The sequence below is a fragment of the Rhodoferax sp. genome, assembly GCF_028688795.1.
Classification (GTDB): Bacteria; Pseudomonadota; Gammaproteobacteria; order Burkholderiales; family Burkholderiaceae_C; genus Rhodoferax.
Window position 1 is genome coordinate 99,405 of record NZ_JAQTXM010000006.1, and the last position, 25,622, is coordinate 125,026.

Sequence of the window (25,622 nt, forward strand, 5' to 3'; positions counted from 1 at the left end):
TTTGGCTATTTCGCAGCGGCGGACGATGCCAGAGGAATGGTGTTCAACATCTCGGCCAACACCGTCTGTGCGACGGCAGACAGCGCTTCGCGGCTCCAGCCGCTTTTGGCACCAGATGCGCTCCACGCCACCTCACCCGAGGACAAATCCAGCACCTTCAAGGCGATGCCAACGGCAGGTTCACCGTCTATGCCCACCTTATAACGCCACTCCTGCACGCTGCCGAGCACGGCATACCGCGCGCCCTGACCCCGTGCCCATGCCTGGGCTTCTTCGGTCACCTTGCGCTCGGTGGGCTCAAACAGGCTGTCGCGCGACAGGCTGGCGGGGTAATGCTGCACACCCAGAATGCCGCGCGTGCGTAACTGGTGCTCAACCATGGCCTCGGCCGAAAGCCCTGCCTGCGGCGTGTCGGTGTTGTTGGCAATCGGCAGCAGCACCCACTTTGCCGCCGGGTCAAGCGGCTCGCGCTTAGCTGACGATTGAATAGATGTGGCACACCCTGACAACACCAGCATGCACAGCCCGAGCCAGAAATACTTTAAAAATGTCATGATAAAAGTCCTAAAAATACCGCCGGTAACGCACCGCCAGCGAGTTGGTTGGCGAACTGCCGGGTTGTGCGCCGTCGCCATTTTGCAGTTGCAGCAACAAATGATCTTCCCCTGTGACTGACCCCGCCAGCCCAAAAATGCGGTTCAAGCCTAAGCCATTCAACGTATTATGGTTGAGGCAAAGGTCAAAAAATGGGCGCCAGGCGCGTGTGTAAGTGGTTTGCAGATTTTGACCCGCAAGGTTTTCGCCCATGCCCCAGCAAGCGCCCCAAGTGGTGCTGCTGTCGGGAATGAAGTAGGTGGCCTGGTCCGCTGGGTTTAGATCTCGAATAACAGCATTCACAAAATCTGCAGGCAGGCGCGCCGCTAACCCTTGGCTGTAGGAGCTTGGCCGTGAAAACAGCTGCCGGGTCAAAAATGCCCGCAGCCGCCAGTCTGGGTATTCGGTGCGAATGCGGTAGCCAAATTCCATGTCAAGCATCCTGCCGTTGCCTAATTCGTCGCCAAACTGGGTGAAATAGCGCGAGTAACGCGGTGCAATCCTGAAGTATTCCCGCTTGCCCAAGGTGTAATTTGCGGCACCATACACGCTGTTTTCATAGCCTGCCACTTGCATCGGCAAGCTCACCGTGGACTCGGTTCTGAAATCGACGCCCCCCTCAAGGTTCAGGCGCCCACCCAATTGAACACTCTGCTGCAGGCGAAAACTCATCAGACCGTTCAGCTCATCACGCCGGGCAATCGTCAAGCTGGTGTCGCCTCGCTCACCCAACCAGCGCGCCTGCACGCTGGCCAGGCGGTCTGTCGCTGGGCTGAGCGCCTGTAACAACGGGTCGACCCCAGTCTGCTGCAGGCGTGAGCCGCTCAAGGTCAGATGCAGTTTGGGGTTGATCACCAGCCGGGTCTCAAATCGCAGGCCATGGCTATTCAAGCCACCTTGATGCGCCACACCCAGGCCCAGCTGCACATAGTTGGCGTGTCCGGGCACGTGCTGGCGATAGCGGTCATATAAGGGCTCGTCGTCTTGTTGCGACATGCCTTTGAAAGCCATGTCAACGGCTTGCTGAACATGACCCAGCGCATACGCTGTGTCGTAGCGGTTGTAGATCGGCAGCGCCTCGCCGTGGCGCGTCAGCAACCGGTCCATGGTTTGGGTTTCGTGAAGTTGCAACGCAGTCTGGCTGTCGCCCCAAAGCGGCGGTGCCAACTGGCTCTGGCGGGCATAACGCGACCACATCCAGGCGCGCGCGTTGTTGAACTGCTCTTTCACAATCGCCCAGCCCAGCACCAGCACGGCTGTTTGCTCGGTGGCCGGTGCATCTGGCAAGCCACGCATCTGGCTGACCCATTGACGCACCAAGGCCTGACCCGCATCGCCCGGCTGGTCCATCAGCCGCAACCGCGCCAGCGCCAGCAATTCCGAGCTTTGCATGGCCGCCTGAGCAGGCTGGGCCTGAGGGTATTTCTGTTTGAGTTGTAGCCAGGCATGTCGTCGCATGCGGTCAGCCATGCCACGCTGGTCGGTGCGATCCAGGGCATCGGCGTAGTTCAACAGCATCAGGGGGTCGTTGGGGTTTTGCGCCGCTGCCTTGGCGTACCAAAAAACAGCCTCGCGATGACGCTCCAGAGCCTGGCTTGCCGCCGCAAAAGCTTGCCAAAATGCCGGGTCTGCCGCCGCTTGTGCACCATATTCGCGCATCAGTGCAGGCAACAACTCAACACGCTGGCCGTCGATCAAAAACCACAAGTTTGCCAGCACCACCTCTGCGCTTTTGGGCGCTTGTTTCAGTGCCTGACGGTAGTCTGTCCATGCCAACTCCGATTTCTTCTGACGCTGGTAGAACTGCGCGCGCAACATCAAAAACCGCGTGTCTTTGGACAGCGCTTCTGTGGCCGTGCCACCCAACTCAGCATACAGGCGGGATTGCGCTGCCATGTCGCCCAACTCCGCATAGACACCCAAAGCCAATAAGAGTTGATCTACCGCTCCGAAGCGCTTATACGCCTGAAACGCAAGGTCAGCAGCCTGCGCCGGGTGCTCCTGGCGCACCAGAAAAATCAACCGATACCAGTCCTCAAGCGTTGCCTCGGGCTGGCCCACATACTGCGCATAAGCCGCTTTCGCCGCGTCGTAAGCACCCGCCTCCCAAGCCACTTGGCCCAAAAGATGCCAGTAGGCCATCGCCTGAGCCGGCACCTGATGCTGATGAGCCTGCAGCAAAGCCAGGGCGTCCTGCATCTTGTCCCGCCGAATCATGAGCACCACGGCCCTGAGCGTCACATCCATCGAAAACGGCTGCATATTTGCGCGCTGGGTATACAGGCGCTGGGCCCGATCATCTTCACCGGATCTCTCTGCCAAACGGGCTGAAAACTCCAGCAAATTAGGGTTCTTCCGAGCGGCAAACTGCGCCTCGAAAAACTGGGAGCCTTGCAACGGCTCCGCAGCCATTTCGTACAAGTTGAACACATCCTGCCACTGCACATCGGTCAATGGCTGCTGCTTGGCCAGCTCTGCCCAAGCCTGCAATGCCAGCATTGGCTGATCTGCCAAAGGTGCTAAACGAATCACCGCCTGCAATGTGTCTTCGGTTCGGTCACCCAGGGCAAACAAAGCCAGCCACTGTTGCGCGGCCACCTCGGGCCGTTTTGTCCAGTCACTCACCTGCGCTAATTTGCGCCGCCATTGGCGGTCGTTGGGCAACACCTGCACCGCCCGCTGCGCCACCAGAAAAGCGCGCTGTAAATCACCTGCACCCAGCAACACGTCGAAGGCCAAAGAGAAGTCCTGCGGTTCAAAGGGACGCAGCGACTCCGTTGCGTCGGCGGTTGCTGCAAGGGGTGCAAGCGGCGGTGCTGCCTGAGCCAACTGCATCGAACTGATCGGCCAGACCAGTGCCAGCAGCGGCAGCCATCCACGCAAGTTCATCAACGCCGAGCCTCTCATCTGAACACCAGCCGGCGCGCGTAGTCTGCAGCCGCCACCGGGTCACCGGCCGACATGGCCGTGCGCGACAAAAATCGCAAGGTTTGCGGGTCATCTGCCAGATCGCCCAACCGTGATCGGGCTTCCTCCATGGCTTGCTTGAACAGGCTGGCAGCCATCAGCGTGCTAACACCGCGCTGGAACAAGCGGCGCGATTCTTCGACAGACTCAGCCAGCTCACGCGCCATGAAGTAGTAAGTGGCTGCGGCTGCGTGTTGCCCGTTGCCCAAGGCCTTGTTACCGTAGCCCTCCAGAACACCAACAGACTGCTCAATGTGCAGCTTCCGGTAAAAATCTATCCCAAGCTGAGGCCTGTTCAGCGTGAACGCTTCGTCTCCAAACGCCCGTGCCAAACTTTCTGGCAGCTCATCGACTTTGGCCGCTTGCATCAAGCTCACAAGACGTGCCGTCAGCTGACTTGCCGCCGCCTTGTCAATGGGTTTGCCCAGCTGATCCCGATAGGCGCTCAGCAACATGGCACGCGCCTCGTTGCGCTGCCGCACATCGCCGGAGATGGTGAGGTCGAGCACCAAGGACTCCAGCCTGGGGATGTCCAAGTCAAGCTGCTGCGTTCTGGCCAACAACAAGGCCGCATCCGCATTTTTGGGGTTGCTACGGTAGATGTTTTGCACATAGGACAGTGTCAAATCATCCAGCGTTTGCTGTTGGTACAACTGCTCAATCAGGGCATTGCGTGGAAAAATGGCCGTCAGTAACGCAACAACCAGCAAGGCCACCATGAGCAGCTGCCAATTGGCAGCCAGCTCCAGGCGGGCTATTTGGCCGTCAACCCCGGCATATCGCTTCGAGCGGTCTGGCAACATGGTCTTGAATCTCAAAAAAACTAAGTCCGTCGACGTGGCGCTTGGGCGCTAGCAACCGTCCACCCACACGCACCTGACACGCCTGAGCGTTCGCCAAAGTGAATCTGAGCGGCACATAGGCACTCAGGCTCCAGCGGTAGCCATTAGGCACGCGTTCAAAGCCCTCAATTCGACCATTGGCGGACACCAGGCGAACGGCGTCTGAAGCCGTATCCCGCAATGCCAATTCAGCCGAACCGGCGCTCAAATGCGCATACACGCTGCCCTGGTAGCTGGCAAAACCAGCTACCGATTCACTGGTGGCAAGGTCTGGTGCGCCCATGCTGGCGGGTAGGCGCAAAGTGCGCAAATCATGGGCACCACGCACGCGCCAACCGGAGGCAGTGCGGGCTACGGCCACGGTCTGGAAATCCAGCACTTTGCGCGCGTAATCAGCCACATACACCGGCGTGGTTTCCTGTGCCAACGCATAAGTGAACACTTTGTCGAGCGACTTCATGCCTGCCGCCTTGGTCGTGAGGTAGGTGTGAAAGTAGATGTTGATCGGTTTCAGGCGCTTTGGGGTTTCGGTGAATTCAAACGTTTCAATGACCCGCTCAAAACCATAAAACGGGCCCGTCCAGTTGTTGGTGTAGACGTTTTCATTTTGATTGGGGGCAAAGACCTGGTAGCCGCCAGCACGCGGTACACCCAGCCCTTCAACTTGCGTCACGGTGGGTTGTGAACGCGTGGCGATGGTGTCGCCGCCGTTCATGTTTTGCACCTGCAATTTTTTGGTCCAAGACAGTGCGTCACTGCCAGGAATACAGTCACCGGTCCAGAAAAACATGCTGACCTTTTTGCCTGGCGGGGCCAGGCGGTCTTCGATGTAACTGATTGAGCCTTCAATTTCGCGCTGCAGATCAAACTGATAACCCGGCAAACGCAGGTTGTAGCCTTCATTGGCATCGTCCGCACTGGCTTTGCGCCAAACAAACGGATGCGAATAGCTGTGTGAGGCCATCGCCACATTGGGTGCTGCAAATATATCTTTGGCAATTTTTTCAGCCGCACTGGACAAACCCGGGTACAGGCCCTGTGGTGACAGTTCGGCTTCAATCACCGAAATTGTCATGGGAATGGGGTACGTTTTGACAATGCGATCACGCACTACCGCACCTGCCATGGGGTTCCCCGGCAATTCCGAGCGACTGATAAAACCATCGCCATCCATGTGCACCATGAGCATGCGTCGGCCCGACTCGGTGCTGACATCTGGCACAGGTAGGTCAGGCAAGCGCAGCGCCTGCTTGAAAAATGCGAAGGGGTCAATCACCCAGCGAATGCCAGACTCACCCGGTAACGCCACCAAAGAATGCGTGGTTAACACATAACCACCCCAAGGTGTCAGCGCCGCAGCAACCTGTGTGTCCGACCCGCGTGCCAGCTGGAGCAGTGGTCGACCAAGTTGAATGGCCAACGGATAAAAGTCATCAACAGGTGCGGAAACTGCACGCTCGTAACCCAGCATGGCGTCCTTTTGGGCCACCCGCACAGGCTGGGTGCTTGCACGAGCCGGAGGCAATGAAAAACCCAGCTTTTTGCCCAATGGCGCTTCCATCAAAAAAGTGGGCGCGCCAAGCATGGCAATGGGCACCTGATCCGCACGCTGTTTTTCCAACCAGGCCAGCAAGACACGCTGATCTGCCTCCGAGGGCGTGGCATCAAGCCAAAGCAGTACTGCGGCGTAACGGCCCGGCAAAGAGAAACCAGGCAAATGCTGCGCGTCAAAGTACTCGGGTATGAACCCAAGGTACTGCAAGGGCATCGCACCATAACGCACCGGCGCCATTTGACGCAGCGCATAGTCGTCCTTCAAGACGCTGTGAATCACCGCCACACGCCGCGGCATGACCTCGACGGCCCCAACGCCCAACGAGGCCAGATCAGGCGTCGCAACCCAAGGCGTGAAGCCCGCATCCTTGATGCGCTTGGCTGTTGCACGGGCCAACTCGCGCTCAGCTGGCGGCACGTAATCAATCACCACCACGGGCAACTGGTATGCCTCATTGGCCCGCCGCAACTGCCCTGTGAGCCACTCGCGGTCCTCTGCAGGCACCACCTTGTACTGGCCCTTGCCCGCATCGAACCCCTGGAACAGCGACTCTGCCACCACCATCTCCACCCGTTTGTGCGTCTGCGGCAAAATCTCAAAGCCACGGTTAAAAATCAATTTGATGTCAGGGTAGCGCGTTGCCAAAGCCTCCATCACGGCCACCATGCCAGCCTCTTGTATCGCCCGGGTTTCAGGCGTTTTGGCAAACAAGTGATAGGAATCAAGCGTGTCAAGAAAGAAGGTTCGGTAACCCTTGTCCCACAACGGCGCAATGACGCTGTCGGTAAAAAACCGGGGCCACTCAGGGCGCGACTGGTCAATCAGTCGGCTGCCCCAGTCCTTGTTCTCGCCGACCAGCCAGGTCGCCGGGATTTTTGTGGCATAGCCTCGCGAGGGTTGCACCTCGCCCAGCGCCACATAAGCCGCCAGCCGGGTATGCGTCAAGCCAATGGCTTTCGGATCTGGCACATGGTCCGGATCCACCACCACCAGATCAAAGGCCTGCAGCTCGCTCCAGGGCGGGTTGTCGCCATAGTAAAAAGCCACGGCCGGCCCCTCGTTTGCTGGTACCGCCAAAGCCGCAGGTGCCACCAAGCCAAGCCAAACCAGGCAACTCCAGAAAATATGTGACTTTTTCAACTCTAACCCTTATTTAATAAGCGTAAGCAGCTATAAATTAAATAGCATATTCAATGCTGATGGGTGCATGATCTGAAAACTTCTCGCCTTTGTATATAGACACATGACGTGCTTGCGCGGCCCATGCCGGCGTGGCTAAATGGTAATCGAGTCTCCAACCCACATTCTTGGCGTAAGCCTGCCCCCGGTTGCTCCACCAGGTGTAGGCTTCATCCGTGGTGTCCGGGTGTAACTGGCGGTAAACATCTACCAGACCACCCTCACTGAGCAACTTGGTCATCCAGGCGCGCTCTTCGGGCAAAAAGCCTGAATTTTTCTGGTTGCTCTTCCAGTTTTTCAAATCAATGGCCTGGTGTGCAATGTTGACATCGCCGCACAGCACAAACTCACGCTCTGCCTTTAAGCGCTGAAGGTGTGGGTAAATCTCTTCCAGAAACCTGAACTTGGCCTGCTGGCGCTCTTCGCCGGACGAGCCGCTGGGAAAGTAGCAGCTGATGATGGAGCGCTTGACCTGGCCTGAGTCGAAACGCAGTTCTACGTAGCGCCCTTCCGCGTCAAAGTCAGGGTGGCCAAACCCCACCTTGACGTCGGTCGGCTCTTGGCGGGTGTACACCCCCACGCCCGAGTAGCCTTTTTTCTGTGCAAAATGAAAATAGCCATTCAAGTCGGCCATCTGCTCAAAGCGGCCCACCACATCGCTAGCCTGGGCTTTGACTTCTTGCACACAAATACAATCAGGTGCCGTTTGGCTGACCCAGGCCTGCAGGCCTTTGCTGCTGGCTGAGCGAATACCATTGAGGTTGAGGCTGGTTAATTTGAACAAGGATTTTTCCATGACAGAGCGTAGTGAATTGCATGCCGAGCAAACCCCTCAACAGGACGCGTTGGCACAAGAATTTGTTCAGTTTGCGGTAGATTGTGGTGTGCTGCGCTTTGGCGAATTTAAAACCAAAGCCGGGCGGCTAAGCCCTTATTTTTTCAACGCCGGCCTGTTTGACGATGGCGCCAAGCTGGGTCGGTTGGCACAATTTTATGCGCAGCGCTTGCTGGCCAGCGGCATTGAATTTGACATGATTTTTGGCCCCGCCTACAAGGGTATTCCCCTAGGCGCTGCCTTGGCCGTGGAGCTGGCACGGCTCGGTCGCAATGTTCCTTTTGCCTACAACCGAAAGGAAGCCAAGGACCACGGCGAAGGTGGCACGCTGGTCGGCGCCCCCCTCAAAGGCCGTGTGCTGATTGTGGACGACGTCATGTCGGCCGGCACAGCCGCACGCGAGTCAATCGCCCTGATCCAGGCCGCGGGTGCAACCGCACATGCGGTTGTGATTGCGCTGGACCGGCAAGAAAAGGCCACCGAAGCCGGGCAAAACGTGGCACACAGCGCGGTGCAATATGTGCAACAGCAATTAGGTTTGCAGGTGTGTGCCATTGCCCGACTGGATGACCTGATGCTGTATCTGGAAAAACACAGCGTGGCTGGCTTGGCTGACGCGCAAGAGCGTGTACGCGCCTACCGCGCGCGCTACGGTGTGAGCGGGGCAGCCTCATGCCTTTGACCCCGCGCCTAGGGCTAACGCGCCCCCTGGCAGCGGCGCTGTTGGGGGCCATCTGCACAACACTTGCAGCGCAAACCACCGCGCCCACGCCAGAGATCTACACTTGCATTGACGCCAAAGGCCGCAAGCTCACGTCGGACCGAAAGATCGCCGAATGCGTTGACAGGGAGCAGCAAATTCTGAACCCCAGTGGCACCGTCAAAGCCAGAATTGGACCAAACCTGACGGCGCAGGAACACAACGATATTGAAACCAAAGCTCGTGCCATGCAACAGGAACGGACGCGCTTGGAGGAAGATAAAAAGCGGGACCGTGCCCTGCTGATTCGCTACCCGAACAAGTCGCTACACCAGAAGGAAAGAGCCGAATCGCTGCGCCAGGTGATGCTGGTCAAACAAGCGGCTGTGCTGCGCGTGACCGAACTGCTCGCAGAGCGGGGCAAGCTTCTTGATGAGATGGCTTTTTACACCAAAGACCCCAGCAAAGCACCTGTCAGACTGCGCCAACAGCTAGATGCAGTGGCGCAAGCCTTGGCTGCGCAAGGCCGGTTTTTGGCAGACAAAGACAACGAAATGGCGCGAACCAATGCACGCTTTGACGAAGAGCTGTCGCGCCTGCAACCGCTCTGGAACATGAACGCAGCGGCCAAAACTGCCAAGTAGCGAACAAGGTCAGTTAAGACACCAGTTTTTGTCGCAACAAATCGTTGACCTGCTGCGGGTTCGCCTTGCCCTGGCTGCCTTTCATGATCTGCCCCACCAAAGCATTGAGCGCCTTGGTGTTGCCGGCACGAAACTCGTCCACATTCTTCGGGTTAGCCGCCAACACGGCATCTACAATTTTTTCCAGTGCCCCGGTGTCATTCATCTGCTTGAGGCCTTTGGCTTCGATGACGGCATCAACATCGCTGCCTGGCACCGACCACAGCACATCCACAACCTGACGCGCGGCGTTGTTAGAGATGGTGCCATCCTGAATTCGTGTCACCAATTGCGCCAGTTGCGCTGGCGTGACTGGTGCAGCACCGATCTCGATCTCATCTACATTGGCGCGACGCGCCAACTCACCCATGATCCAGTTGCCGACCAGCTTGGGCTGGCCGCAGGCCTTGGCGGCGGCTTCAAAATACGCTGCCACCTCGCGGCTTTGCGTCAGGGCCGTGGCGTCGTAATCGGACAGGCCGAAATCGTCCACAAAGCGCTGGGCCATCACACGCGGCAACTCGGTCATCTCGGCACGCACACGCGCTACCCACTCTGGCGCCACCACTAAAGGCGGCAGGTCGGGGTCAGGAAAATAGCGGTAGTCTGCGGCGTCTTCCTTGGTGCGCATGGCCCGTGTTTCACCGGTGTCGGCGTTGAACAGCACGGTGGCTTGCTGGATGGCACGGCCATCTTCAAGCTCTTCAATCTGCCAGCGAATCTCGTAATCAATAGCCTGCTGCATGAACTTGAAACTGTTGAGGTTCTTGATCTCGCGGCGCGTACCTAGCTCTGCGCCGGGCTTGCGCACCGACACATTGGCATCGCAGCGAAACGAACCCTCTTGCATGTTGCCGTCACAGATGCCAATCCAGGTGACAATTTTGTGCAGCTCTTTGGCGTAGGCCACGGCCTCTGCGCTGGAGCGCATGTCGGGCTCGGTCACAATTTCCAGCAGCGGCGTACCGGCACGGTTCAAGTCAATGCCAGTTTGACCAATGAAATCTTCGTGCAGCGACTTGCCGGCATCTTCTTCCAGATGGGCGCGCACCAGTCGAACCGATTTTTTCTCATCGCCCAGGTAAAACTCGACCGCGCCTCCGTGCACCACCGGGATCTCAAATTGACTGATCTGGTAGCCTTTGGGCAGGTCGGGGTAAAAGTAGTTTTTGCGGGCAAAAACACTGCGCGGTGCAATGTGTGACCCTACAGCCAAACCGAATTCAATGGCACGCTCGACCGCACCCTTGTTCATCACCGGCAACGTACCAGGCAGCGCCAAATCCACAGCACACGCCTGAGTATTGGGCTCGGCGCCGAACGCGGTGGGGGCACGGCTGAAAATCTTGGATTTCGTGGACAACTGGGAATGTGTTTCAAACCCAATCACCACTTCGTAACCCCTCACCAACAGAGACTTGGTCGCTGGTTTTTTCTCTTCGACAGTTGTGTTCATGTTCAGATTCCTTGTGGCTTGGCGGCATGCCAATGGGTGGCTTGCTGAAAACGGTGGGCCACGTTCAGCAGTCGCGCCTCCTGCAGGTAATTGCCAATCAGTTGCAGGCCCACGGGCAAGTTCCCGGCACCAAAACCTACCGGCAAACTCATGCCCGGCAAACCCGCAAGCGAGGCTGGGAGCGTGAAAATATCGGCCAAATAATCTGCCAGCGGGTCACTGTGCCCCCCAAGCTTCCAGGCCACGGTGGGTGCCACCGGCCCGGCGATCACATCGCAGACCTTCAAGGCCTGCTGAAAATCATCCGCAATCATGCGGCGGATTTTTTGCGCCTGCAGGTAGTACGCGTCGTAATAGCCATGGCTAAGCACATAGGTGCCGATCATGATGCGGCGCTTGACCTCATCGCCGAAACCTTGGGCGCGGGTTTGCAAGTACATGTCGTTCAAATCGGTGTACTTGTCGGCCCTAAAGCCAAACTTGACACCATCAAACCGGCTCAGGTTGCTGGACGCTTCTGCCGGGGCAATGATGTAGTAGACCGGAATGGACAACTCTGTGCGCGGCAGAGAAATCGGCACCAGCTTGGCCCCCAGTTTCTCAAATTCCGTCAACGCTGCATCAACAGCCGCCCGCACATCAGGCGCCAGCCCCTCACCAAAAAATTCGGCGGGCACACCCACGCGCAATCCAGCCAGATCAGCCGTCAGCGAGCGAGAGAAGTCCTCGGCGGGCGCATCCAGCGAGGTGGAGTCACGGTCCGGGTCAGGGCCACACATGGCACTGAGCAACAAGGCACAGTCTTCGGCGGTGCGGGCGATGGGGCCAGCCTGGTCCAGGCTGGAGGCAAACGCCACCATGCCGTAGCGCGACGCACGACCATAGGTGGGCTTGATGCCCGTCACGCCACAAAACGAGGCGGGTTGGCGAATCGAGCCGCCGGTGTCGGTGCCCGTCGCCGCTGGCGTCAGCCGCGCCGCAACCGCTGCCGCACTGCCGCCAGACGACCCACCCGGCGTGCAAGTGGTGTCCCACGGATTTTTGACCCGACCGTAGGCCGAGTTTTCATTGGCTGACCCCATGGCGAATTCGTCGCAATTGAGCTTGCCCAGAGTCACCATGCCAGCCCCCAGAGCACCGCCCGGCACACCAGCGCCTAACTTGGCCACCACGGTGGCATCAAAAGGGGAGATGTAGCCCTTGAGCATTTTGGAGCCCGCCGTGGACGCAAAATCTCGCGTCACAAAAATGTCTTTGTGCGCCAACGGGACGCCCTCAAGGGCTCCAGCTGTGCCAGAGGCCAGACGCGCGTCAGACGCACGGGCTTGTGCCAGCGTGGCATCGGGCTGAACATCCAGAAAAGCGCCCAGACCGGCATGAACTGCGCCTCGGGTCAAAAAATGCTGGGCGGTCTCAAGCGCGGAAACTTTGCGCTCGCGCAACAGGGCGGCCAATTGGGCCACCGTCAGATCATGCAGATCAGCTGAAATTTGGGTCATGATGAATTGATGGTATTTTTATTCGATCACCCGCGGCACCAAAAACAGACCGTTTTCAAGTGCCGGGGCGTTGCGCTGGTTGGCTTCGCGCTGGTTGGGTTCACTGGCCACGTCGTCACGCAAGCGCAAGGCCACGTCGCCCATGATGTCGAGTGGGTGTGCCAACGGGGTGATGCCGGTGGTGTCCACGGCACGCATTTTCTCCACAATGCCAAAAAAATCATTCAGTTGCGGGCGCAGGCGCTCGCGCTCGTCAGAGGCCAGCCCAAGGCGAGCCAGGTGGGCCAGGCGGTCAATATCGGCAGCAGAAAGTGACATGGATTAGCATTCGAAACAGGGTGTAAAACTACGCAAAGCCCGACTTTTCGGGGCGTTGCTCGCAGGCGATGGGTTATTATCTCGCCTTTGACCAGTGACGCTTCCGCGCGCGGCTTTTCACTGACAACACACCCTTTTGACAACATTACCGGGCGACATGCGAGCCGAAGCGCTCCTGTGCCCCAGAGGACCTATCCATGTTTGGAACCTTCCGTCAGTATTTTTCGACTGACCTTGCCATCGACCTTGGCACCGCCAACACCCTGATTTACGTACGCGACAAGGGCATTGTGCTAGACGAACCCTCCGTGGTGGCCATTCGCCACGAAGGCGGCCCTCAAGGCAAAAAAACCATCCAGGCTGTCGGCAAGGAAGCCAAAGCCATGCTAGGCAAAGTACCCGGCAACATCGAGGCGATTCGCCCGATGAAAGACGGCGTGATTGCCGACTTCACCGTGACCGAGCAAATGCTCAAGCAATTCATCAAGATGGTGCACCCGCGCTCCATCTTTCGCCCCAGCCCGCGCATCATCATTTGTGTGCCTTGCGGCTCCACCCAGGTTGAGCGGCGCGCCATTCGCGAGAGCGCTTTGGGCGCCGGTGCCAGCGACGTCTACCTGATTGAAGAACCGATGGCGGCTGCCATTGGCGCCGGCTTACCGGTGTCAGAGGCATCGGGCTCAATGGTGGTTGACATTGGCGGCGGCACCACCGAAGTCGGCGTGATCTCGCTTGGCGGCATGGTCTACAAAGGCAGCGTGCGCGTGGGTGGCGACCGGTTCGATGAGGCCATCATCAACTACATTCGCCGCAACTACGGCATGCTGATTGGCGAACCGACCGCAGAGGCCATCAAGAAGAACATTGGCTCAGCTTTTCCGGGCAGCGAAGTGCGAGAGATGGAAGTGCGTGGCCGCAACCTGTCCGAAGGCGTGCCGCGCAGTTTCACGATCTCAAGCAACGAAATCCTGGAAGCTCTCACCGACCCGATCAACAACATTGTGTCGGCCGTCAAAAATGCGTTGGAGCAAACCCCGCCCGAGCTCGGTGCGGACATTGCCGACCGCGGCATGATGCTCACCGGCGGTGGCGCCCTACTGCGCGACCTTGACCGCTTGCTGGCCGAAGAAACCGGCCTGCCGGTGTTGGTGGCCGAAGACCCGCTGACCTGTGTGGTGCGCGGTTGCGGTATGGCGCTGGAGCAGATGGAACGTCTGGGCTCCATTTTTACCACCGAATAAGCGGATTGAGCAGCGATGCCGCTTGGTACGCTGGACGGAACGCCCCCACCCTTTTTCAGACAGGGCCCATCAGCCCTGTCTAAATTGATGCTTTTCAGCACGCTGGCGCTGTTGCTGATGGTGGCCGATGCACGCTTTCATGTGACCCAGCCGTTGCGAACCTTGCTTGCTGCCGCCTTGTACCCGGTGCAATGGGTTGCCCTGCGACCGGTGATATGGGCGCAGGGTGGGAGCCAGTACTTTGAGACGCTCAACACCTCACAAACCAAAGAAGCTGCGGCGCAATACCAGCTGGGGCTGCAGTCACAGCGTGCCTTGCAGGTGGAACAACTAACGCTTGAGAACACGCGCTTGCGTGCGCTGCTGGCGATGCGTGAGCGCCTGAACACTCCCGCCCTGGCGGCCCAAGTGCTGTACGACGCAGCCGACCCCTACAGCCGCAAAGTGATCATCGACAAAGGCGCGTTGGCCGCCGTGCTGCCGGGCGCGCCTGTGCTCGACGAGGCCGGCATTCTGGGTCAGGTGACCCGGGTCTACCCTTTGGTGAGCGAGGTCACGCTGGTCACTGATCGCAACCAGGCGATCCCCGTGCTCAATGTGCGCACCGGCGTGCGCGCACTGGCGTTTGGCGACTCGGCGTCTCGCAGCGGCACGCTGGAGCTGCGCTTTATCGATGCCAATGTCGACATGGTCGCCGGCGACTTGCTGACCACCAGCGGCGTCGATGGCATCTACCCGCCTGGCCTGCCCGTGGCAAAAGTGCTCAAGATTGAGCGACGCGCCGACTCAGCATTTGCACGCATCACCTGCGCGCCGGTGGCCGGGGTGGCTGGTAGCCTGCATGTGCTGGTCTTGCACCCGCTGGCCGGTCAAATTCTGGCGCGTCCGGAGCCTGAAGCAGCACCGGTCAAAAAAGGAGCCAAGCCATGATCATGCCGCGTGGCCAGCAACTGCTGTTGCCCGCCAGCCCCTTGTTCATCTGGAGCAGCCTGGTGCTGGCCCTGACGGCCAATATGCTGATCAACATGGGCTTGCTGGGGCGCGCTGCCTGGCAACCCGATGTGCTGGCTTTGGTGCTGGTGTTCTGGACCGTACACCAGCCCTTGCGCGTGGGTGTGGGCACGGCATTCGTGCTGGGTCTGGCGGTGGACGTGCACCAAAGCGCCCTACTGGGCCAACATGCGCTGGCCTACACGGCTTTAAGCTTTCTGGCCATTGCCATTCACCGCCGCCTGTTGTGGTTCAGTGTGCCGTCACAAGCTGCGCAAGTGTTACCACTGTTTGTCACGGCGCACGCCCTGGCCTTGGTGGTGCGCCTGCTGGCTGGTGGTGATGCGCCGGGCTGGTCGATGCTGCTGGCGCCTTTGCTTGAGGCACTACTGTGGCCATTGGTCAGCGTGCTGCTGCTGATACCGCAAAGGCGCGCGCCCAACCCTGACGCCAACCGCCCGCTGTGAGCAGTCTGACTGCTGACGCCCTGGTGCCATGACCGTCATCCGCAACGTTCAGCTTGAGTTGGCGCGCTTTCGAGTGCGCGTGCTGGTGGCCAGCCTGGTGGTGCTGATGTGTTTTGGGCTGGTGGTGGCGCGCCTGATTTTTCTGCAGGTGGTGCGCCACGATGACTTGCTCGCCCAGGCAGAAAACAACCGCACCGCCATCGTGCCGATCGTGCCCAACCGGGGGCTGATCCTGGACCGCAACGGTGTTGTGCTGGCCAGCAATTACTCGGCTTACACGCTGGAGCTCACGCCATCCAAAATAGCCAACCTAGAGCACACCATCGATGAGTTGGCACAGGTGCTGGACATCACCCCGCGGGACCGCAAGCGTTTCAAGAAGCTGCGCGAAGAAGGCAAAAGTTTTGAGTCGCTGCCCCTGCGAAGCCGCTTGACGGACGAAGAAGTGGCCCGCTTTGCGGCGCAGCGCTACCGGTTTCCCGGCGTGGACATCAAGGCCCGGCTGTTTCGCAGCTACCCCTATGGTGAGCTCGCCAGCCACGTCATTGGTTACATCGGGCGCATCAATGTGTCAGAAAAAGAAAAGCTCGACGACTCGGATGACGCTGCCAATTACCGCGGCACCGAGTACATCGGCAAACTCGGGGTTGAGCAAAGTTACGAGACGCAGTTGCACGGCGTGACGGGCGTGGACGCCATGGAAACCTCCGCCGGTGGCCGCGCCACCCGACGCCTGGCGAGCCAGCCGTCCATACCCGGCAGCACGGTCAAGCTGTCGATTGACATCAAGCTGCAAAAGCTCATTGAAGACATGTTTGGCGAGCGCCGCGGGGCGCTGGTGGCGCTTGACCCCAAAACCGGCGAGGTGTTGGCGTTTGTCAGCAAACCCACGTTTGACCCCAATTTATTTGTCGAAGGCATTGACCAGGAAAGCTGGCAAGGCCTCAACGAATCGATTGACAAACCCCTGCTGAACCGCGCGCTGCGCGGCACCTACCCGGCCGGCTCCACCTACAAACCCTTCATGGCGCTGGCGGCACTGAGCACCGGCAAGCGCGCCGCCAGCACCCAGATCAACGACCCGGGCTTTTTCATGTTTGGCGGACACCGCTTTGGCAGCCCGGAAAACGAGCGTGGCGGCATCATGGACATGCACCGATCCATCGTGGAGTCCAGCAATGCCTACTATTACTCGCTGGCCAACGAGCTTGGCGTGGATGCCATCCACGACTTCATGAAGCCGCTCGGCTTTGGCCAGATCACCGGCATCGATATCCATGGCGAGGTGCGCGGCGTGCTGCCCAGCACCGACTGGAAGCGAAAATATTACAAACGCCCCGAACAGCAGCGCTGGTACGCTGGGGAAACCATCTCGCTCGGCATTGGGCAGGGTTACAACAGCTTCACCATGCTGCAGCTGGCACAAGCCACCGCCATCGTCGCCAACAATGGCGTTAAACACCAGCCGCAACTGGTGATGGCCACGCAAGACACCAACTCGTTGGTGAGCGTCCCGGTGGCAGCAGCACCGGCTGTGGACCTGGGGCTAAAGCCGGAACACATCGACGTGATTCGCCGTGCCATGGTGGGCGTCACCCAACAAGGCACCTCAACCCGGGTCTTTGCTGGCGCCCAGTACCTCAGTGGCGGCAAGACCGGCACGGCACAGGCCGTGACCCTCAGCAAGCATGAAAAATACAATGCGGCCCGCATGGAAGAACGGCAACGCGACCACTCGCTCTACATCGCCTTTGCACCAGCCGATGACCCAAAGATTGCGCTGGCGGTGATTGTGGAAAACGCCGGTTTTGGCTCGGCCTCGGCGGCACCCATTGCGCGGCGCACCTTTGACTATTTGCTGCTGGGCCAATACCCCAGCCTAGAGGACCTGGCGCTGGTCAGCAAGGGTCAGGCGACGGCACCCGTGGGTAAGCCCCGCCTGGTCTCGGAAATGTCCTGGCCACCTAGCAGCGCACTGTCAGCTGCTTCGTCAGCGGCGTCAGCTGCTTCGCCAGCCGCATCACAAGCCTCGGCGCCAGCGAAAGCCGCCTCACAGTGACTTGCCGACCGCGGATCAGTCTGGCGCGCAGGTGATGCGGTCGCGCCCGGCTTGCTTGGACTGGTAAAGCGCGGCGTCGGCCCGGGCGATCAGGGCTTGCGCATCATCACCCTGGCGCATGGTGGCAACACCGCCCGAGATCGTCACTGTGAGCACCACGGCCTTGGTGCGCCGGTCGCGAATCTTCATGGCCCGGGTGTGTGCGCACACCAACTCAGCCAGCTTCTGGCATTGCGCCAGCGACCGCTCGGGCATCAAGATGGCAAACTCCTCACCGCCATACCGAGCCACGCTGAGGTCTGCGTCACCAGCCACCACGCTGCGCAACACCTCGCCCAAGGCCTGCAACACGCGGTCGCCCATCACATGGCCATGGGTGTCGTTGACGGCCTTGAAATGGTCAATATCGAGCATGATCAGGCCATGCGTTTGCCCACCTGGCAAGGGCTGCGCCAGCATGTCGGTCAGCTTTTGATCGAAGCCTTTGCGGTTCAGCACCCCGGTCAGGGCGTCTTTGAAAGAGTCGTCGCGGGTGCGGGTCAGCTCCGCTTTCAAACGGGTAATTTCCTGCTGGCTGACGTTCACCTGCTGCTCCAGCGCCAGGGTTGACGCCTTCATCTGCGCCGTGCGCGCAATGATGTTGGCCACGGCAGGCGTGAGCAACTCGCCATCGCCAGAACTCAGCGCTGTGCTCAGGCCCTGCAATTCTTCCCCATAAACCTCGGCCTGGCTGCCGGTGCGCGACGCGCTCTCTGCCATGCCTGACAACATCTGCTGCAACTCACCGCTGATGCGTTGCATGGACTGCGCGTCAAGATCAGCCACAAACGACAGATAAAGTTGCCACATGTCAGCATCGCTGAGCCGGGGCTTGCGCTGCATGGCTTGGGCAAGTCCTTGCGACAAGCGGTTGTTGATGCCCGCCACATGCTCAAACCAGACGGTGTAGGTGACCGGGTTGTAGGCCGCGTCATGTTGCCCCATGGATGCCAGCACCAAGCGCAGCAGTTCAGCGCTCTGCTCCTTGCTTTCACGGTATTTCACTAGGCGCTCCAATGACGTTGGTCCAACACAATTTGTGAGCGATGTTAGTCGGTTATCTGACAAATGCGTCAAAACTGGTCTTGAGAATGAGCGCACTGACGACCAAAAGAAACACCACCCGCACAAAGCCGGTGCCGTGCTTCATGGCGAGCCGCGTGCCGGCCAAGCTGCCCAGCACATTGGCAATGGCCATGGCCAGCACAAAATGCCACCAGATGTGCCCCTTGGCAATGAACAAAGCCAGTGCCGAGAGGTTGGTGGCAGTGTTCACCAACTTGGCCGAAGCAGACGCGCTCAAAAAGTCGTAACCCAGTACGCGCACAAACAAAAACACCAGAAAGCTGCCCGTGCCGGGTCCGAAAAAACCATCGTAAAACCCGATCACTGCGCCAATGCCAGCGGCAATGAGCTGCTCTTTGCCGCCTGAATAGTGCGGCGTGTGGGTGCGTCCCAGCTCTTTTTTAGCCAGGGTGTAAAGCAACACCACCAGGAGCACAAACGGCAGCAGCTTGCGTAAAAACTCGGGCGACACAATGGTCACCAGCCAAGCCCCGGCAAAAGAGGCCAGCAGCCCAGCGCCTGCGGCCGGCAACAAGGCAGCCCAACGCAGCCTAACCTTCTGGCTGTACTGCCAGGTGGCAAACCCGGTGCCCCACACCGAGGCGCCCTTGTTGGTGCCAAACAGCGTGGCCGGGTGGGCATTGGGAAACGTAGCAAACAACGCGGGGATCAAAATCAGCCCACCGCCACCCACAATTGAGTCCACAAAACCGGCAAACAGCGAGGCAACAGAGACAATGAGCAATTCCATGGCGGCATTGTCGCATTCGTTGCGGCGCAAAATTGCTATGCAATCAATAGCTTCTTGCGCTTTACTTATAAGGTCTACAGGCCTAAAACGCTTATAAATTGAAAAAGGCACCGGGGTTAGCGGTGCCTTATCTGTTTTTATTGTCTGACCACTGCGGGTCGGATCTCCTGGGGCCTCTCAGCTTGAACAGATGAACTCTGCAAGTGATGAAGAGACTGTATCCGCCAACCAGCTGCGTGACCATCGGGAATTACCCTTTGCGGGTTCTCCCTGAGTACAAAACCGCCTGCATGACACACCCCTGAAACAAACCCGAACACCCAGCGCTACGCGCCCGCAGCGATCCAGCGCGCCGCCTTCTCAGCCATCATCAAGGTCGGCGAATTGGTGTTGCCACTGGTGATGACGGGCATGGCGCCAGCATCGACCACACGCAGGCCAGCAATCAGGCCACCTGGGCCGTGCACCCGCAGGTGACTGTCCAGCACCGCCAATGGGTCGTTGTCGTGACCCATTTTGGTGGTACCCACCGGGTGGAAAATGGTGGTGGCAATGTCACCTGCCAGGCGGGCCAGGTCATCGTCGCTTTGGTACTGCACGCCGGGTTTGAATTCTTCTGGCTGGTAATTGGCCAGGGCCGGCTGGGCCACGATGGCACGCGTCAGGCGCAATGAATCGGCCGCCACCTTGCGGTCGGCTTCGGTGCTGAGGTAGTTGGGGGCAATGGCTGGGGCCACAGAAAAATCGGGCGACTTGATCTGTACGCTGCCGCGGCTGCTCGGGTTCAGGTTACAGACACTGGCAGTAAAGGCGGCAAAGGGGTGCAACGGCTCGCCAAAGGCGTCCAGACTCAACGGCTGCACGTGGTACTCGATGTTGGGGTATGGCTGGCTTGGGTCACTGCGAGTGAAGGCCCCAAGTTGGCTGGGCGCCATGCTCATCGGGCCACTGCGCTTGAAGGCGTATTCCAGCCCAATCATGGCCTTGCCCCAAAGTGAGTTGGCTTGCACATTGAGCGTTTTGACCCCTTGCACCTTGTACACCGAGCGAATCTGCAAATGGTCTTGCAAATTGGCCCCGACGCCGGGCGCGTCATGCAACACCGGCACGCCATGCTGCTGCAACAGGGCGGCTGGCCCAATGCCCGAGAGCTGCAGAATTTGTGGTGAACCAATGCTGCCGGCACTCAAAATGACCTCTGCCGAGGTCTGCACAGTGACCATGCCGCTGGCCGTGCGCACCTGCACGCCGGTGCAGCGCAACTGGCCGTTGGCCTGGGTGTCGATCACCAACTTGGCCACCTGGGCGGAAGTCCACAGCGTGAAATTGGGGCGGCTTTCACACACCGGGCGCAAAAAGGCTTTGGCGGTGTTCCAGCGCCAGCCGCTTTTCTGGTTCACTTCAAAGTAGCCCACGCCTTCGTTTGATCCCGTGTTGAAATCCTCGGTGGCGGGAATGCCCGCTTGCTGTGCGGCTTGGGCAAACGCATCAAGCACGTCCCAACGCAGGCGTTGCTTTTCTACCCGCCATTCGCCAGCAGCACCGTGACATTGACTGAATTCTTCAAGCTTTTTAACCCTATGGACCTTGTCTTTATTGCGTGAGAAGCTATCTAATTTATAGTGACTCTCATGCGCCATGAAGTCGGGCAACGCGGCCTGCCAGGCCCATGATGCATCTCCCGTGAGCTGTGCCCATTGGTCGTAGTCGCGCGACTGACCGCGCATGTAAATCATGCCGTTGATGCTGCTGCAGCCACCCAGCACCTTGCCCCGCGGGTAGCGCAAGCGGCGCCCGTTCAGACCGGCATCGGGCTCGGTCTGGTAGAGCCAGTCGGTACGCGGGTTGCCAATGCAATACAGGTAACCCACCGGAATGTGAATCCAGTGGTAGTTGTCTGCGCGGCCGGCCTCAATCAACAACACGCGTTTGTTGGCGTCAGCACTCAGGCGATTGGCCAACAGGCAACCCGCCGTGCCGGCGCCGATGATGATGTAGTCAAAGCTGGTGCTCATGGGGTGGCTCTTTCATGTCTTTGCAGTCATTTTGCCGCACGGCAAAACCCATTCTGTCGCCCACATTACCGTTACGATTCACGCCTGAAGATTGCCATGCCTGAAGCCACCCCCACCCTCACCCTGCAAACCACGCCAGAAAGCCGCTGCGCGACGCTGGGCGGCAGCTGGAGCGCGGCGCGGTTGGCCGAGCCCGCCACCTGGCAAAGCATCAGCCGGGCGCTGGCTGAACTGCAAACAAACGCCGTGAATCGCCGCGACCCGCGTTCCCGCGATGACAAGACTGCGCCCCGCGAAACAGCACCGACCATCACCTGGGACCTGCGCGCCCTGACCCGGCTGGACCACACCGGCGCACAGCTGCTGTGGAACACTTGGCAGCGCCAATGGCCTGCTGATGTGCAGCTCACGGCCGGCCAACGCGTCATGCTGGAGCGGGTGGCACGGTTTACCGCCCCCGATGGCCAGCCGGCGCGCACGTCGTTGTGGCAACTGTTTTTAAAACTCGGTGAAAACCTGTGGCTACTGTGGGACCACGCGGTGGGCCTGCTGACACTGGCGGGCCAGCTGCTGCTGGACCTGGCAAAGCTGGCGCGTGCCCCTCGGCACGGCCCGTGGCGCGACGTGTCGGGCCACTTGTTTCGCATTGGCGCCACAGCCTTGCCGGTGACGGCGCTGGTAGGCTTCATGATTGGCATTGTGCTGGCTTACCTGATGTCGCGCCAGCTGCGGCAGTTTGGCGCCGACAGCTTCATTGTGGATATTTTGGGCATTGCCATCATCCGCGAGCTGGGGCCAATGCTGGCCGCCATTCTGATTGCCGGGCGCTCCGGCTCAGCCATCACCGCGCAAATTGGCGTGATGCGGGTCACCGAAGAGCTCGACGCCATGCGTGTCATGGGCATTGCCAGAGGCTACCGGCTGGTGATGCCACGCGCCATCGCTTTGGCCATTGCCATGCCGCTGATCAGTGTCTGGACCACGCTGGCGGCCTTGCTCGGCGGCATGCTGGCGGCCGACGCAGTGCTGGGCGTCACGCCAGCTTATTTTTTTGCCGCCCTGCCTGACGCGGTGGAAATCGGCAACCTCTGGCTGGCCGTGGGCAAGTCGGTGGTATTTGGCCTGCTGATTGCGCTGATTGGCTGCCACTACGGCTTGCGCGTAAAACCCAACACCGAGAGCCTGGGCCAAGGCACCACAGCATCGGTGGTGACCAGCATCACCGTGGTGCTGCTGGTGGATGCCGCTTGCGCCATCCTGTTCAAGAATGTGGGCATCTGACATGAACGCACCCGTGGTTGAGATCAACAAGCTCTGGTCGGTGTTTCACAGCGCCGGGGTGGACGCGGTGGTGCACCAGAACTTAAGCCTGCACATTGAGTCGGGCGAACTGCTGTCGATTGTGGGCGGCTCAGGCAGCGGCAAAACCGTGTTGCTGCGCCAGATATTGGGGCTGGCAACGCCGGCGCGCGGCAGCGTCACGGTGCTCGGTGAGCCGGCTGCCAGCCTGGGCCGCGAAGGCGCTGCCAGCCGGGTGGGCATGCTGTTTCAGCACGGCGCGCTGTTTTCGGCCTTCAGCGTGCTTGACAACATTGCTTTTGCCCTGCGCGAACTCCACACTCTGCCCGCCAACCTGATTCATGACGCGGCCATGGTCAAGCTGCGCATGGTCGGGCTGGATGCCTCGGCCGCGCACAAGATGCCGGCCGATTTGTCGGGCGGCATGACCAAACGCGCGGCGCTGGCCCGCGCCTTGATCATGGACCCCCCGCTGCTGCTGCTGGACGAACCCACCGCCGGCCTGGACCCCGGCAGCGCCGACGAGTTTTGCGCGCTGATCAAATCCTTGCACCAAGAACTCGGCCTGACGGTGGTGATGGTCACCCATGACCTCGACACCCTGCTGGAGCTGTCCACCCGCATTGCCGTGGTGGCCGACAAACACATCGTGGCTGAGGGCACCGCAGCACACGTGATGGCGCAGCCACATCCGTTCATCAAAGACTATTTTCTGGGTGAGCGCGGCCGCCGCGCCAGCGCCCTGTTGCAGCCCGAGCCCCAAACCAGTTAAAAACGCCCCATGGAAAACAAATCTCACGCGTTGGCCGCCGGCAGCTTTGTGCTGCTGCTCACCGCCGTCCTGGCCAGCCTGGCCGTCTGGCTGACACGCGACACCCGTGCGCTCAACGTGTACGAACTGTCGGGCGCGGTCAACGTCAGCGGTTTGCAGCCGCAAGCCAGCGTGCGTTTTCAGGGCGTGCCCATTGGCAAGGTGACCGCCATCGGCCTGGACCCCAAAACCCGCGGCCAGGTGCTGGTGAGTATTGCGGTGGACGACAACGCCCCCATCAGCACCAGCACCTTCGCCACCCTGGGCTATCAGGGCGTGACCGGCCTGGCTTTCATCCAGCTTGACGACGCCGTGCCCACAGCGGGCGCACCGGCTGCCGCACCCCTGCCGCCGCGCAGCCGCATGCTACTGAAACCCAGCCTGCTGGCCAAGCTGAGCGACCGCGGCGAGCAGCTGCTGGACCAACTGGCGCAATCGAGCAAGCAGCTTAACCAGCTGCTGTCCGATAACAACCAGCAAACGCTGATGACGGCCGTGACTCAGATGGGGCAGGCGGCCAACGAGCTGCAACAGCTCACAGCCCAAACCCGCGCCACACTGCCCGCCTTGCTGATCTCAAGCCAAGGCGCGCTTGATGTGGTCAAGCTCACATCCAACCGCGTTGGCGACAGCGCCGACGAGGCCAGGGCCTCGGCACGCGCCTTCAGGCGGGTGACCGAGCGCATGTCTGCCCCCGGTGGCACGCTCGACCAACTGGACCAGGGTGCCAACATTCTGGTGGCCACCGGCCAGACCCTGCGCATCAACACCTTGCCACGCGTCGACCAGGCCGTGCAGGACGCCGCCCGCACCACGCGACAGCTCGGCGAGTTAACGCAAACCCTGGTGGACAACCCGCAAGCCCTGCTGCTGGGCAAACCCACCACACCACCCGGCCCAGGCGAACCTGGCTTTGCTTCACCGACCATGGGCGAACGCTAGCGAGTGCCACACGGCATTGAACCCGCCCCGACCTAGCGCCCACCACCCACACCACCGACTTACCCATTGCATCATTTACTATGAATAATATAGCTACTTGCGCTTATTTAACAAGGGTTAGAGGCCTATTTCTTGTATATTTACTTGCCTTGACTGGCTGCACCTTGCCGCGCGCAGCCAGCACCCCGGCGGTGTACGACTTTGGCCCTGGCACGCTGCAAACCGCGCCAACCACGCGCATTGCCAACCTGCCCCCGCTGGAGTTCAGCACGCCGCAAACCAGCACCGCCCTCAACAGCACCACCGTGCTGTACCGCCTGGGTTATGCCGATGCGCAACAACTCAAGCCCTACACCCTGGCGCGCTGGAGCATGCCGCCGGCACAACTCATTGGCCAGCGCCTGCGCGCGCAGCTCGGGGCTCGCCGCGCCATCGTGGCACCAGGTGACATCGCTCTGGCCGCCAATGCAGCCAAGCCCGTGTCAACTGCCACCACGCCACGCTCGTCTCCCGAACCCCTGCTGAACCTGCACCTGGAGCTTGAGGAATTCAGCCAGCTGTTTGACGCCCCCGACAAAAGCAGCGGCGTGCTGCGCCTGCGCGCCACCTTGACACAGCGCGGCACCGCCGGTGAAATCCTGCTGGCCCAACGCAGCTTCATCACGCAGCAAGCCGCGCCCACGGCCGACGCCAGCGGTGGCGTCAAGGCACTGACAGCCGCCACCGATCAAGTCATCAACGACATTGAGGCATGGCTGGCGCAGGTGGAGCGGGCGGACAAAGCCCAATGACCCAATTTCCAAAAACCCGATGACCCTGAATGTCGCGCGCAGGAGACTTAAGCAAGCAAACTCCACCGAGGGAAGCCCAAAGAACGGGCAAAAAAAAGCTGCTGCATAATTTGTAACGAAAAGCAACGAGTTAAATATACCTAAGGGAAAAAATGCCGAATTTCAAAAAAATTACACTCGGTCTGTTAATGGCTGCCGCCGTCAGTGCCCAGGCACAAGGCATGGTGACCGCCGCCATGGGCACACGCACTGTGCTGAAGGCTTATACGGACGCAGAGGGCAAAAGCGAAACGACGGCCCTTGCTGTGAAAGACATCACCTTCCCCCTGAAAGTATTTGAAATCTCCGAGGCGGGATTTGTCCATGTAAAGGTGCAGAGCAAGGACGTCTGGCTTGACCGCGGCCAAATCCGCATTCCGCCCGAGTCGCTGACAGTGACGTGCACCACGGTTGACCAAAGCAGCGCCAATTTGACGACGGCGGGCATCCGCGGCGCGAATTCAGCTTGTAAATAACGTCATTTT

At 59.8% G+C, this 25,622-nt stretch carries 22 protein-coding genes; 11 read left to right on the plus strand and 11 right to left on the minus strand.

Annotation, left to right across the window (positions count from 1 at the left end; translation table 11 throughout):
- Positions 1 to 5 precede the first annotated feature (5 nt).
- The 5 genes from PHQ58_RS06580 to PHQ58_RS06600 are packed head-to-tail and all read right to left on the minus strand — an operon-like array spanning position 6 to position 7,921.
- Positions 6 to 554: a penicillin-binding protein activator LpoB gene (locus tag PHQ58_RS06580; RefSeq protein WP_300108706.1), complete on the minus strand. Its 549-nt coding sequence runs from the start codon at positions 552 to 554 to the stop codon at positions 6 to 8.
- A gap of 10 nt (positions 555 to 564) precedes the next feature.
- Positions 565 to 3,483, minus strand: coding sequence for a tetratricopeptide repeat protein (locus PHQ58_RS06585; RefSeq protein WP_300108708.1), 2,919 nt, complete (start codon positions 3,481 to 3,483; stop codon positions 565 to 567).
- Between the two features lie 14 nt (positions 3,484 to 3,497).
- On the minus strand, positions 3,498 to 4,364 hold the full coding sequence (locus tag PHQ58_RS06590; RefSeq protein ID WP_300108711.1) for a hypothetical protein: 867 nt from the start codon (positions 4,362 to 4,364) through the stop codon (positions 3,498 to 3,500).
- Positions 4,327 to 7,098, minus strand: a complete 2,772-nt coding sequence (locus PHQ58_RS06595) for an endo alpha-1,4 polygalactosaminidase (RefSeq protein ID WP_300108714.1) — start codon at positions 7,096 to 7,098, stop codon at positions 4,327 to 4,329. Before PHQ58_RS06595 ends, PHQ58_RS06590 begins: the two co-directional genes overlap by 38 nt.
- 37 nt (positions 7,099 to 7,135) lie before the next feature.
- Positions 7,136 to 7,921, minus strand: coding sequence for an exodeoxyribonuclease III (locus PHQ58_RS06600; protein ID WP_300108717.1), 786 nt, complete (start codon positions 7,919 to 7,921; stop codon positions 7,136 to 7,138).
- Between the two features lie 10 nt (positions 7,922 to 7,931).
- On the opposite strand from PHQ58_RS06600, the gene pyrE reads away from it, so the two are divergent.
- The gene (pyrE, locus tag PHQ58_RS06605; RefSeq protein WP_300108720.1) at positions 7,932 to 8,654 is read left to right on the plus strand and encodes an orotate phosphoribosyltransferase; all 723 of its coding nucleotides are present in this window, start codon (positions 7,932 to 7,934) and stop codon (positions 8,652 to 8,654) included.
- A complete protein-coding gene (locus tag PHQ58_RS06610) occupies positions 8,645 to 9,316 on the plus strand; it encodes a DUF4124 domain-containing protein (RefSeq protein WP_300108723.1) in 672 nt (223 codons plus the stop codon). Before pyrE ends, PHQ58_RS06610 begins: the two co-directional genes overlap by 10 nt.
- Before the next feature lie 13 nt (positions 9,317 to 9,329).
- On the opposite strand, the gene gatB is transcribed toward PHQ58_RS06610, so the two are convergent.
- Genes gatB through gatC form a run of 3 tightly spaced genes read right to left on the minus strand, consistent with a single transcriptional unit; the run spans position 9,330 to position 12,628 of the window.
- Positions 9,330 to 10,811: an Asp-tRNA(Asn)/Glu-tRNA(Gln) amidotransferase subunit GatB gene (gatB, locus tag PHQ58_RS06615; RefSeq protein WP_300108725.1), complete on the minus strand. Its 1,482-nt coding sequence runs from the start codon at positions 10,809 to 10,811 to the stop codon at positions 9,330 to 9,332.
- Between the two features lie 2 nt (positions 10,812 to 10,813).
- Positions 10,814 to 12,310: an Asp-tRNA(Asn)/Glu-tRNA(Gln) amidotransferase subunit GatA gene (gene gatA / locus PHQ58_RS06620; RefSeq protein ID WP_300108728.1), complete on the minus strand. Its 1,497-nt coding sequence runs from the start codon at positions 12,308 to 12,310 to the stop codon at positions 10,814 to 10,816.
- 18 nt (positions 12,311 to 12,328) lie between these two features.
- Complete coding sequence (gene gatC, locus PHQ58_RS06625; protein ID WP_300108732.1) at positions 12,329 to 12,628, minus strand: Asp-tRNA(Asn)/Glu-tRNA(Gln) amidotransferase subunit GatC; 300 nt, start codon at positions 12,626 to 12,628, stop codon at positions 12,329 to 12,331.
- Between the two features lie 197 nt (positions 12,629 to 12,825).
- Here gatC and PHQ58_RS06630 point away from each other — a divergent pair, with 197 nt between their 5' ends.
- The 4 genes from PHQ58_RS06630 to mrdA are packed head-to-tail and all read left to right on the plus strand — an operon-like array spanning position 12,826 to position 17,385.
- On the plus strand, positions 12,826 to 13,869 hold the full coding sequence (locus tag PHQ58_RS06630) for a rod shape-determining protein (RefSeq protein ID WP_300108734.1): 1,044 nt from the start codon (positions 12,826 to 12,828) through the stop codon (positions 13,867 to 13,869).
- A 15-nt stretch (positions 13,870 to 13,884) separates the two neighbouring features.
- Entirely contained in the window at positions 13,885 to 14,799 is a 915-nt protein-coding gene (gene mreC, locus PHQ58_RS06635) for a rod shape-determining protein MreC (protein WP_300108736.1), read from the plus strand.
- Entirely contained in the window at positions 14,796 to 15,326 is a 531-nt protein-coding gene (gene mreD / locus PHQ58_RS06640; RefSeq protein WP_300108739.1) for a rod shape-determining protein MreD, read from the plus strand. The genes mreC and mreD overlap by 4 nt, the downstream gene beginning before the upstream one ends.
- Positions 15,327 to 15,354: 28 nt before the next feature.
- Positions 15,355 to 17,385 (plus strand): penicillin-binding protein 2, encoded by a 2,031-nt coding sequence (gene mrdA, locus PHQ58_RS06645; protein ID WP_300108742.1) that lies wholly within the window; start codon positions 15,355 to 15,357, stop codon positions 17,383 to 17,385.
- A 15-nt stretch (positions 17,386 to 17,400) separates the two neighbouring features.
- On the opposite strand, the gene PHQ58_RS06650 is transcribed toward mrdA, so the two are convergent.
- The 3 genes from PHQ58_RS06650 to PHQ58_RS06660 all read right to left on the minus strand — a co-directional run bounded on the left by PHQ58_RS06650 (position 17,401) and on the right by PHQ58_RS06660 (position 21,255).
- A complete protein-coding gene (locus PHQ58_RS06650; RefSeq protein WP_300108745.1) occupies positions 17,401 to 18,429 on the minus strand; it encodes a diguanylate cyclase in 1,029 nt (342 codons plus the stop codon).
- Between the two features lie 52 nt (positions 18,430 to 18,481).
- Positions 18,482 to 19,240, minus strand: coding sequence for a TSUP family transporter (locus PHQ58_RS06655; RefSeq protein ID WP_300108747.1), 759 nt, complete (start codon positions 19,238 to 19,240; stop codon positions 18,482 to 18,484).
- 326 nt (positions 19,241 to 19,566) lie between these two features.
- Positions 19,567 to 21,255 (minus strand): GMC family oxidoreductase, encoded by a 1,689-nt coding sequence (locus PHQ58_RS06660; RefSeq protein ID WP_300108749.1) that lies wholly within the window; start codon positions 21,253 to 21,255, stop codon positions 19,567 to 19,569.
- A gap of 96 nt (positions 21,256 to 21,351) precedes the next feature.
- On the opposite strand from PHQ58_RS06660, the gene PHQ58_RS06665 reads away from it, so the two are divergent.
- The 5 genes from PHQ58_RS06665 to PHQ58_RS06685 all read left to right on the plus strand — a co-directional run bounded on the left by PHQ58_RS06665 (position 21,352) and on the right by PHQ58_RS06685 (position 25,613).
- Positions 21,352 to 22,536: an ABC transporter permease gene (locus PHQ58_RS06665; protein ID WP_300108752.1), complete on the plus strand. Its 1,185-nt coding sequence runs from the start codon at positions 21,352 to 21,354 to the stop codon at positions 22,534 to 22,536.
- Between the two features lies 1 nt (position 22,537).
- Positions 22,538 to 23,326, plus strand: a complete 789-nt coding sequence (locus PHQ58_RS06670; RefSeq protein ID WP_300108755.1) for an ABC transporter ATP-binding protein — start codon at positions 22,538 to 22,540, stop codon at positions 23,324 to 23,326.
- 9 nt (positions 23,327 to 23,335) lie between these two features.
- On the plus strand, positions 23,336 to 24,307 hold the full coding sequence (locus PHQ58_RS06675; protein WP_300108758.1) for an MlaD family protein: 972 nt from the start codon (positions 23,336 to 23,338) through the stop codon (positions 24,305 to 24,307).
- Positions 24,308 to 24,456: 149 nt separating this feature from the next.
- The gene (locus PHQ58_RS06680; protein ID WP_300108761.1) at positions 24,457 to 25,098 is read left to right on the plus strand and encodes an ABC-type transport auxiliary lipoprotein family protein; all 642 of its coding nucleotides are present in this window, start codon (positions 24,457 to 24,459) and stop codon (positions 25,096 to 25,098) included.
- A 188-nt stretch (positions 25,099 to 25,286) separates the two neighbouring features.
- A complete protein-coding gene (locus PHQ58_RS06685; RefSeq protein ID WP_300108764.1) occupies positions 25,287 to 25,613 on the plus strand; it encodes a hypothetical protein in 327 nt (108 codons plus the stop codon).
- Positions 25,614 to 25,622 lie beyond the last annotated feature (9 nt).

Excerpts from the sequence above, each read along its gene's own strand:
- PHQ58_RS06580 (WP_300108706.1), bottom strand. The coding sequence starts at position 554 with ATGACATTTTTAAAGTATTTCTGGCTCGGGCTGTGCATGCTGGTGTTG.
- mreC (WP_300108736.1), top strand. The coding sequence starts at position 13,885 with ATGCCGCTTGGTACGCTGGACGGAACGCCCCCACCCTTTTTCAGACAG.
- gatA (WP_300108728.1), bottom strand. The coding sequence starts at position 12,310 with ATGACCCAAATTTCAGCTGATCTGCATGATCTGACGGTGGCCCAATTG.
- PHQ58_RS06610 (WP_300108723.1), top strand. The coding sequence starts at position 8,645 with ATGCCTTTGACCCCGCGCCTAGGGCTAACGCGCCCCCTGGCAGCGGCG.
- PHQ58_RS06670 (WP_300108755.1), top strand. The coding sequence starts at position 22,538 with ATGAACGCACCCGTGGTTGAGATCAACAAGCTCTGGTCGGTGTTTCAC.
- PHQ58_RS06655 (WP_300108747.1), bottom strand. The coding sequence starts at position 19,240 with ATGGAATTGCTCATTGTCTCTGTTGCCTCGCTGTTTGCCGGTTTTGTG.
- gatB (WP_300108725.1), bottom strand. The coding sequence starts at position 10,811 with ATGAACACAACTGTCGAAGAGAAAAAACCAGCGACCAAGTCTCTGTTG.
- PHQ58_RS06675 (WP_300108758.1), top strand. The coding sequence starts at position 23,336 with ATGGAAAACAAATCTCACGCGTTGGCCGCCGGCAGCTTTGTGCTGCTG.
- PHQ58_RS06590 (WP_300108711.1), bottom strand. The coding sequence starts at position 4,364 with ATGTTGCCAGACCGCTCGAAGCGATATGCCGGGGTTGACGGCCAAATA.
- PHQ58_RS06660 (WP_300108749.1), bottom strand. The coding sequence starts at position 21,255 with ATGAGCACCAGCTTTGACTACATCATCATCGGCGCCGGCACGGCGGGT.
- mrdA (WP_300108742.1), top strand. The coding sequence starts at position 15,355 with ATGACCGTCATCCGCAACGTTCAGCTTGAGTTGGCGCGCTTTCGAGTG.
- PHQ58_RS06665 (WP_300108752.1), top strand. The coding sequence starts at position 21,352 with ATGCCTGAAGCCACCCCCACCCTCACCCTGCAAACCACGCCAGAAAGC.
- PHQ58_RS06630 (WP_300108734.1), top strand. The coding sequence starts at position 12,826 with ATGTTTGGAACCTTCCGTCAGTATTTTTCGACTGACCTTGCCATCGAC.
- PHQ58_RS06685 (WP_300108764.1), top strand. The coding sequence starts at position 25,287 with ATGGCTGCCGCCGTCAGTGCCCAGGCACAAGGCATGGTGACCGCCGCC.
- PHQ58_RS06585 (WP_300108708.1), bottom strand. The coding sequence starts at position 3,483 with ATGAACTTGCGTGGATGGCTGCCGCTGCTGGCACTGGTCTGGCCGATC.
- pyrE (WP_300108720.1), top strand. The coding sequence starts at position 7,932 with ATGACAGAGCGTAGTGAATTGCATGCCGAGCAAACCCCTCAACAGGAC.
- gatC (WP_300108732.1), bottom strand. The coding sequence starts at position 12,628 with ATGTCACTTTCTGCTGCCGATATTGACCGCCTGGCCCACCTGGCTCGC.
- mreD (WP_300108739.1), top strand. The coding sequence starts at position 14,796 with ATGATCATGCCGCGTGGCCAGCAACTGCTGTTGCCCGCCAGCCCCTTG.